Consider the following 8,537-nt stretch of genomic DNA (forward strand, 5'->3'; position numbering starts at 1 on the left):
AGCGCTTGCCCGACGTACCCCTGGCCCTGCACCTCGCCCATGTCCAGGACGTGGTGCCGCATTCGGTGGGCACGTCGAGCCCGCGCTGGCGCTGGCCGATGCGGTGCGCCGGCTGCGCCCGGACGCCCGGGTGACGGCGCTGGGCACCGAGCGCGGCCTGGAGAACAAGCTGGTTCCGGCGCGCGGCTACCCGCTGGAGCTGATCCCGCCGGTGCCGATGCCGCGCAAGCCCAACGCCGATCTGCTGAAGCTGCCGCTGAAGGTGCGCGAGTCGGTGAAGCAGACCCGCGCGGTGCTCGACCGGGTCGGCGCCGACGTGGTGGTCGGCTTCGGCGGTTATGTGTCGCTGCCCGCCTACCTCGCCGCTCGCGGCCGGGTGCCGATCGTGGTGCACGAGGCCAACGCGCGCGCGGGCCTGGCGAACAAGGTCGGCGCGAAGTTCGCCGAGCGCGTGCTGGCGGCGACCCCGGACAGCGGGCTGCCCGGCGCGCAGACCATCGGCATCCCGCTGCGGGAGTCCATCACCCGGCTCGACCGCTGGGCGTTGCGCGCGCAGGCCCGCCAGCACTTCGGGCTGCACCCGCACGCCCCGACGATCCTGGTCTTCGGCGGCTCGCAGGGCGCCCGCACGCTCAACACGGCGTTCTCCGGCGCGGCCGAGGCGCTGGGCCGGGCCGGGATCGGCGTGCTGCACGCGCACGGCCCGAAGAACACCATCGCGGTGCAGCAGGTCCCGGGCGCGCCCGTCTACAACGCGGTGCCCTACCTGGAGCGGATGGACCTGGCCTACGCGGCGGCGGACCTGGTGGTGTGCCGGTCCGGTGCGATGACCGTCGCCGAGGTCTCCGCGCTCGGACTGCCCGCGGTGTTCGTGCCGCTGCCGCACGGCAACGGCGAGCAGGCGCTCAACGCGCAGCCGGTGGTGTCCAAGGGCGGTGCGCGGTTGGTGTCCGATGAGGACATGACCTCGCAGAAGGTGATCGACGAGGTCCTGCCGCTGGCGCTGGACCCGCAGCGGCTGCAGGAGATGAGCCGCGCGACCCTCGGCAGCGGACACCGGGAAGCCGACCACGTGTTGGCGCAGATCGTGCTGGAGGTGGCCGGACAGTGACCGCAACGTCAGACGTCGACGCCGTGCTGTCCCGGGTGCACCTGGTCGGCATCGGCGGGGCCGGGATGAGCGGCATCGCCCGCATCCTGCTCGCCCGCGGCCAGCAGGTGTCGGGCTCGGACGCCCGCGATTCGCGGACCGTGCTCGCGCTCCGCGCGCAGGGCGCGAACATCGGCATCGGGCACCGCGCGGAGAACCTGGACCAGTTCGACACCGATCCGTCGGCCGTCGTGGTGTCCACCGCGATCCGCCCGGACAACCCCGAGCTGGTGGCCGCGCAGGAGCGCGGCATCACGGTGCTGCGCCGCGCCGAGGCGCTGGCCGCGCTGATGGCCGGGCACCGGGTGGCCTGCGTGGCGGGCACCCACGGCAAGACCTCGACGACGTCGATGCTGACCGTGGCCCTGCAGCACTGCCGGTTCGACCCGTCGTTCGCGATCGGCGGCGACCTCAACGAGTCCGGCGCGAACGCGCACCACGGCGACGGCAGCATCTTCGTCGCCGAAGCCGACGAGAGCGACGGCTCGTTCCTGGTCTTCGCCCCGTCGGTGGCGGTGGTGACCAACGTCGAGCCCGACCACCTGGACCACCACGGCACCGCCGAGGCCTACACGAAGGTCTTCGAGGACTTCGTGCAGCGCATCGAGCCCGGCGGCGTGCTGATCATCAGCGCCGACGACGCGGGTGCGGTGGAGCTGGCGGAGCGCGCCGAGGCCCTCGGGGTCCGGGTGCGCCGCTACGGCAAATCCGCGACCGGCGCCGACGACGCGCGGCTCGTCGACTACCGGGCCGTGAACGGTGCCGGGGTGGCGACCGTGGAGCTCGGCGGCCAGCGCATCGACGTGCAGGTGGCGGTGCCGGGCGAGCACATGGCGGGCAACGCGATCGCCGCGGTGCTGGCCGGTCTGGAGCTCGGTGCGCCGCTGGGCGGACTGCTCGACGGGCTCGCCGCTTTCGGCGGTGTGCGGCGCCGTTTCGAGTTCCGCGGGCGGGCGCGCGGGATCCGCGTCTACGACGACTACGCGCACCACCCGACCGAGGTGGACGCCCAGCTGCGGGCGGCTCGCCCGGTGGCCGGGGACGGCCGGCTGGTCGTGGTGTTCCAGCCGCACCTGTTCTCCCGCACGGCGGCGTTCGCGGCGGAGTTCGCGAACGCGCTGGCGCTGGCCGACGAGGTGGTCGTGCTCGACGTCTACGGCGCGCGGGAGGATCCGCAGCCCGGCGTCACCGGCAAGCTGATCGCCGACCAGATCCCGCTGCCTTCCGAGAAGGTGCACTACCAGCCGTCGTTCACCGAGGTGACGCCGCTGGTGGCGGGCCTGGTGCGCTCCGGTGACCTGGTGCTGACCATGGGTGCCGGTGACGTGACCATGCTCGGCGCGGAGATCCTCGCGGAGATCGACCGCGGATCCGCCGAGGAGGACTGAGGGTGACTTCGACGCGCCGCCGCGCAACGGACCGGCCCGGGGTGCGCAGCACTCGCGGACGACCGGTGCGCGGCGGCGCGTTGGCGCCGGCGAAGTGGCGCCGCTGGGCGCTGCCGCTGGTGCTGGCCGCGGTGACCGTGCTGGCGCTGGTCCTGTACTTCACCCCGCTGCTGGGCGTGCGGTCGGTGGAGGTCTCGGGCAACACCTCGCTCGACCACGAGGAGGTCGTGCGCGCCGGGGGCATCGAGACCGGAACCCCGATGATGCAGGTCGACGCGGGCGAGATCCGGGACCGCCTGCAGACGGTCCCGAAGGTCGCGGCAGCGGAGGTGACGCTGTCCTGGCCGTCGACGGTCCAGGTGCGGATCACCGAGCGGGTCGCGGCGGCGTTCCTGGTGGCGCGCAACGGAATTCAGCTGGTGGACGCGACCGGAATGCCGTTCCAGACGGTCCCGGACCCGCCGGCGGACCTCCCGGAGCTGAAGGTCCGGGAAGCCTCCCAGGCCGATCCGGCGACCAAGGCCGGGATGCTGGTGCTGACCTCGGTCCCGGAGCCGGTGCGGGGTGAGATCACCACGGTCGAGGCGGAGAACCCCAACGACATCCGCCTCCTGCTCAAGGGCGACCGCAGGATCGAGTGGGGTTCCAAGGACCAGTCGGACAAGAAGGCGCAAATACTCCCGGCCCTCCTGACCCGCCCGGGCAACGTCTACGACGTGACCACCCCAGCCCTGCCCACGGTGTCCTGAGCCCGAGTCGCTGGGGAGCGGCCGGGGGCCAAGATCGTTTTTGTCGCGCTAACGTGTGAGGGTGTTCAGGGTCAGCGGCGAGGCGCCGGAGTCCGTCTTCTCCATGCCGGCTCATCCGACCAGGCGGTTGCGCCCGGTTCGGCCGGCCGCTCGAGTTGCCGCTCCTCCCGTGGACATGCGGGAGGCCGAGGAGTTCTTGCGGCTCTTCCACGCCGAGAACCGGGACTCCGGGTCGTTGCAGCAGCGCTTGGACCGGGTTCGCTACGAGGTCGAGACCGTCGGCACCTACCGGCACACCGCGGAGGAGCTGACCTTCGGCGCGCGGGTGGCTTGGCGCAACAGCGCTCGGTGCATCGGGCGGTTGTACTGGCGGAGCTTGAAGGTGCGCGATCTGCGCGACGTGCGCACCGCCGCTGGGGTTGCCGGGCATTGCGTGGAGCACCTCCGGATGGCCACCAACAAGGGCAAGATCCGGCCGGTGATCAGCGTTTTCCCGCCGGAGATGCCGCAGCGGCCCGCGCCGCGGATCTGGAACGACCAGTTGATCCGGTACGCCGGGTACCAGTGCCCGGACGGTTCGGTGCTCGGTGATCCGCGGTACGCGCGGTTCACCGAGGCGATGGCGGGTTTCGGTTGGCGGCCGCCGCGGCGCGGCGCCTTCGACGTGCTGCCGCTGGTCGTGGAGACCGCCGAGGAGGGGCCGCGCATGTTCGGGCTGCCCCCGGACGCAGTGCTGGAAGTGCCCATGAGCCACCCGGACCTGCCCTGGTTCGCCGAACTCGGGTTGCGCTGGCACGCGGTCCCGGTGATCAGCAACATGCGGTTGAGCATCGGTGGCGTTTCCTACCCGGCCGCGCCGTTCAACGGCTGGTACATGGGCACCGAGATCGGTGCGCGCAACTTCGCCGACACCGATCGCTACGACATGATCCCGGTGGTCGCCGAGCGGTTGGGGCTGGACACCTCGAGCGAGGACACCCTGTGGCGGGACCGCGCGCTGGTCGAGCTCAACCGCGCGGTGCTGCACTCCTACGGCAAGGCCGGGGTGACCATCACCGACCACCACACGGAGTCCCAGCGCTTCTTGACGCACCTGGCCAAGGAGGAGTCCGCGGGCCGGAAGTGCCCGGTGGACTGGAGCTGGATCGTGCCGCCGATGTCGGGTTCGCTGACGCCGGTCTTCCACCGCTACTACGACGAATCCCACCAGCTGCCGAACTTCCACCTCGACGACGACGCCGCCCGCCGTGGCACCGACGGCGGCCCGCCGTGCTTCTCGCCGCGCGGCTGAGGTGCGCCTTGGGCCCGGCAGCGGCGATTTCGCATGAAACACCCACGTTTCCGTCGATGTCACCGATCGCACACGCTGCGTTGCGGGTTTTTGATATACATGGCCCGTCCAATCGCACAAGGCGTTCGGGAGCGGGGCATGGCCGAGGCGAGGATCAGCATCCACGAGTCGGCAGTTCCGCCGCAGCGGCTGCACCAGCTGCACGACCAGCTGTCGCGAGATCTCCGCGCGGTGCCGGGGATCGACATCCGGCGGGCGCGGGAAGAAGCGCCGCAGAACAGCAAAGCGGGGACGGGGGCCCAGCTGGCCGAGCTGATCGTCACCGGCACGCTCTCCGGCGGCACCGTCGCGGCCGTCACCCGCGTCCTCATCGCACTGATCAACCGCTCTGCGAAGCGCTCGGTGACGGTCAAGAAGGCCAACGGGGACGAGATCACCGTCGACGCCACCTCGGCTGACGTCCAGCGCCGGATTGCGGAGTTGTTCGCAGAGGAAGTCCGTCCCACCCCAGATCGGTGAGGCGATGGGCAACCGCCGCGCGCTGCTGGTCGCCACCTCCCTCTACGCCGATGCACGCCTCCGACGGCTGCGCTCGCCGGTGAAGGAAGCCCACGAGTTCGGTCGGCTCCTGGAGAACGAGGTCATCGGGGCGTTCGACTCGGTGCTGCCGGTGCTCAACCAGTCCAAGGCCGAGGTCGAACGGCAGATGGAGTCGTTCTTCCGCGACTGCGGACCGGAGGACGAGGTGCTGCTCTTCGTCTCCGGCCACGGCATCAAGAACGACCACAACGAGCTCTTCTTCGCCGCCTCCACCACCGACATGAGGTTGCCGTACTCCACTGCGGTGCCGGCCTTCGCGGTGCAGCGCATGATTCAGCAGAGCCAGGCGCGGTCGATCGCGGTAATCCTCGACTGCTGCTACAGCGGGGCCTTCACCAGCAACGTCATCGCTCGCAGCGGTACGTCGATCGACATCGAGGAACAGCTCGGCGCCGGCGTGTACGTGATGACCGCGACCAACGAGATCGAGTACGCCTACGAGCAGGAGAAGCTCGTCCTCGACAAGCCTGTGAGCGCTAGCGCTTTCACCGCAACGCTCATCGAGGCGCTGCGGACCGGGGCCGCCGACGCTGACCGCGACGGGATCATCACCGCCGAAGAGCTCTACCAGTTCGCCTTCCGCAAGCTGAGTGCCGAAGGGCAGCAGACACCGACCAGCAGCGGGGCGGGGCACGGTTCGATCCGCATCGCCAGGGCCGCGCAGCGCAGGCTTTCCGGCGAAGTCGTTGCCCCGCAGCTGAAGGAGCTGATCGCCAGGGGTGGGAGCGCATTCGTCCCGGTCGGGCTGGCGCACGAGGCCGACCGGCACCACGGCGAGATCGTGCACGTCGACCCGTTCGGCCACCACGGTCATCTCGCCGTGGTCGGCCGGTTCCGCTCGGGCAAGTCCACGCTGCTGCGGACGCTCATCGTCGGCCACTGCGAGAAGCAGTCGGCCACCGAGGTCCGTTTCCACTGCCTCGACGGCGATGGTGCGCTGGTGGGGCTGGCTCGTAACGAGCACGTCGCGGCCCACGCGATCGACGCGGACAGCGCTCGGGAAGTCCTGCGCGAGGTCGAGCAGCTCATCGCGCGACGGAAGAACCTGTTCCACCGGTTGGGCATCGCCGACCTCGAGACCTACCGCCTGCTGCGTCGTGGTCACTCCGACCTGCTGCCGGGCGACGACCACGCCGACGTGTTCCTGGTCGTCGATGGCTGGGAGACCTTCAGCGAGGACAGCAGGGAGTTCGGTGCTGCGGTCCGGCGGATCGCCGAACGCGGGGTGCGCTTCGGGGTGCACGTCATGCTGACCGCGCGGCAGTGGGAGAACCTCCCGCACCAGGTGGCGGTCCTATTTCGGGGCTGCATCGAACTCGCCCTGGATGACCCGGCGAGCTCGCGGATCGACCCGGAGCTGTCGGCCACGCTGCCGGACGAGCCGGGCTGGGCGCTGTCCGGCAGCCAGCGGTTCCGCGTCGCACTGCCGCAGCTAGCGGACGAGCCCGGGGACATCGCCACGATCCTGGAGAACTTGCGTCGCACGCCGATCGCGATCGAGACGCCGCAGCGCGCCACCGGCGGCACGGTTGATCCCGTCGCGCTGTGGAATCTCAGCAGCGGTTTCGACGTGTACCGCGCCTGGGCGCAGCGTCCCGTCGAGGAGCGATACAAGATCGTCTTCGGTGTGGACGACTTCGGGCGTCCGGTGCAGCTGGACATCAAGGAGACGGCCTCCGGTGGGATGGGCCCGCACGGGCTGTGCGTCGGTGCGACAGGCTCCGGAAAGTCGGAGCTGCTGCGCGCCATCGTGCTCGGGATGATGGCCACGCATCCCACGACTGCTCTGAACTTCGTGCTGATCGACTTCAAGGGCGGCGCGACGTTCAACGAATTCGCGGCGGCACCGCACGTTTCGGCGGTGGTCTCCAATCTGGAAGACGACGTATCGCTGATCGACCGCATGCAGGACGCACTGGCCGGTGAGATGAACCGCCGCCAGGAACTCCTGAACAAGGCGGGCGCGAAGAACGTCTGGGACTACCGCCGGATGTGGGAATCGGGCGACGAGCGGTGCCGAGAACCGCTGCCGACGCTGTTCGTCATCGTTGACGAGTTCACCGAACTGTTGACTCAGCAGCCGGACTTCGCCGAGCTGTTCGTGATGATCGGTCGTATGGGTCGTTCGCTGCAGGTCCACCTGCTGCTGGCGTCGCAGCGGCTGGAAGAGGGCAGGCTGCGCGGTCTGGACTCGCACTTGTCGTACCGGATCTGCCTGCGCACGTTCTCCGCCGCGGAAAGTCGAAGGGCGCTCGGTGTTCCAGATGCCTACGAGCTGCCGCCGCAGCCCGGCGTCGGATACCTCAAGCAGCCTGATGGCATGGAGCGCTTCCGCGCCGTGTACGTGTCCGGCCCGGCCAGCGGGGATCCCAGCGCCACCTTCCTGGACTCGTTGCTGGCCGAACTCCGCGACCAGGGGCCGCCGGCGCGCGAGATCTGGCTGTCGCCGTTGGCCGAACCTCCCGCTTTGAACACCTTGCTGCCGTCGTTGCGGCAGACCGGCGACCGGGGTTACGCGGCTGCCGGTCATGCGGGCAATGGCCAGTTGCAGGTGCCGGTGGGGCTGATCGACATGCCGTACCACCAGCGGCAGGACCCGATGCTGCTGGACCTGAGCGGTCAGGGTGGCCACGGTGCGATCGTCGGCGGGGTCGGCTCCGGCAAATCGAACGCCGTGCGCACGCTGATCGCTTCGACCGCGCTCACCCACACCCCGCAGGAGGTGCAGTTCTACTGCGTCGACCTCGGCGGTGGCGGGCTCTTCGCGTTGCAGGACCTGCCGCACGTCGGCAGTGTCGCCGGACGCCGCAACGCGGATGTCGTGCGGCGGACGGTTGCCGAGCTCAAGACACTGCTGGCCGAGCGGGAAGCCCGCTTCGCGCAGCACGGCGTCGAGGGCATGAACGACTACCGGAAACGCAGGCGGCGCGGTGAGTTCTCCCATGACCCGTACGGCGACGTGTTCCTCGTCATCGACGGCTGGCGGGCGTTCCGCGAGGAGTTCGACACCCTCGAGCAGGATGTGATGAACCTGGTGTCCGAAGGCCTCGCGTTCGGGATCCACCTGTTCGTCACGGCCGCGCGCTGGGCGGAGATCCGCCCGGCGATGAAGGACATGATGCAGACCCGCATCGAGCTGCGGCTGGGTGACCCGAGCGAATCGGAGATCGAGCGCAAGCTCGCGGTGAAGGTGCCGCAGGGGCGGCCGGGTCGTGGCTTGCATCCGTCGAAGCTGCACTTCTTGATCGCGTTGCCGCAGGTGAGCGACGACGTCTCCGACGGTGTCGCGGACCTGGTGAACCGGGTCAAGAGCTCGTGGAAGGGGCGTCCGGCGCCGCAGGTCCGCCTGCTGCCGGATC

General features: G+C 70.1%; 6 protein-coding genes. All 6 read left to right on the forward strand.

The annotated features are described in order from the left end of the window. Positions 1-85: 85 nt before the first annotated feature. Positions 86-1,111 (forward strand): undecaprenyldiphospho-muramoylpentapeptide beta-N-acetylglucosaminyltransferase, encoded by a 1,026-nt coding sequence (gene murG, locus ABTZ89_RS31055; RefSeq protein WP_351051403.1) that lies wholly within the window; start codon positions 86-88, stop codon positions 1,109-1,111. Further along, positions 1,108-2,538 carry a UDP-N-acetylmuramate--L-alanine ligase gene (gene murC, locus ABTZ89_RS31060; protein WP_270946987.1) on the forward strand — a complete coding sequence of 477 codons (1,431 nt, stop codon included), beginning with the start codon at positions 1,108-1,110 and terminating at the stop codon, positions 2,536-2,538. Before murG ends, murC begins: the two co-directional genes overlap by 4 nt. A 2-nt stretch (positions 2,539-2,540) precedes the next feature. Further along, a complete protein-coding gene (locus ABTZ89_RS31065; RefSeq protein ID WP_270946988.1) occupies positions 2,541-3,287 on the forward strand; it encodes a cell division protein FtsQ/DivIB in 747 nt (248 codons plus the stop codon). Positions 3,288-3,390: 103 nt separating this feature from the next. Then, positions 3,391-4,578, forward strand: a complete 1,188-nt coding sequence (locus tag ABTZ89_RS31070) for a nitric oxide synthase oxygenase (protein WP_502949622.1) — start codon at positions 3,391-3,393, stop codon at positions 4,576-4,578. 138 nt (positions 4,579-4,716) lie between these two features. After that, entirely contained in the window at positions 4,717-5,097 is a 381-nt protein-coding gene (locus ABTZ89_RS31075) for an effector-associated constant component EACC1 (RefSeq protein ID WP_351051398.1), read from the forward strand. Positions 5,098-5,101: 4 nt separating this feature from the next. Then, the coding region (eccCb, locus tag ABTZ89_RS31080) for a type VII secretion protein EccCb (protein WP_351051400.1) at positions 5,102-8,537 on the forward strand (3,436 nt) is incomplete at its 3' end.

Source organism: Saccharopolyspora sp. NPDC002686 (assembly GCF_040295745.1).
Classification (GTDB): Bacteria; Actinomycetota; Actinomycetes; order Mycobacteriales; family Pseudonocardiaceae; genus Saccharopolyspora; species Saccharopolyspora oryzae.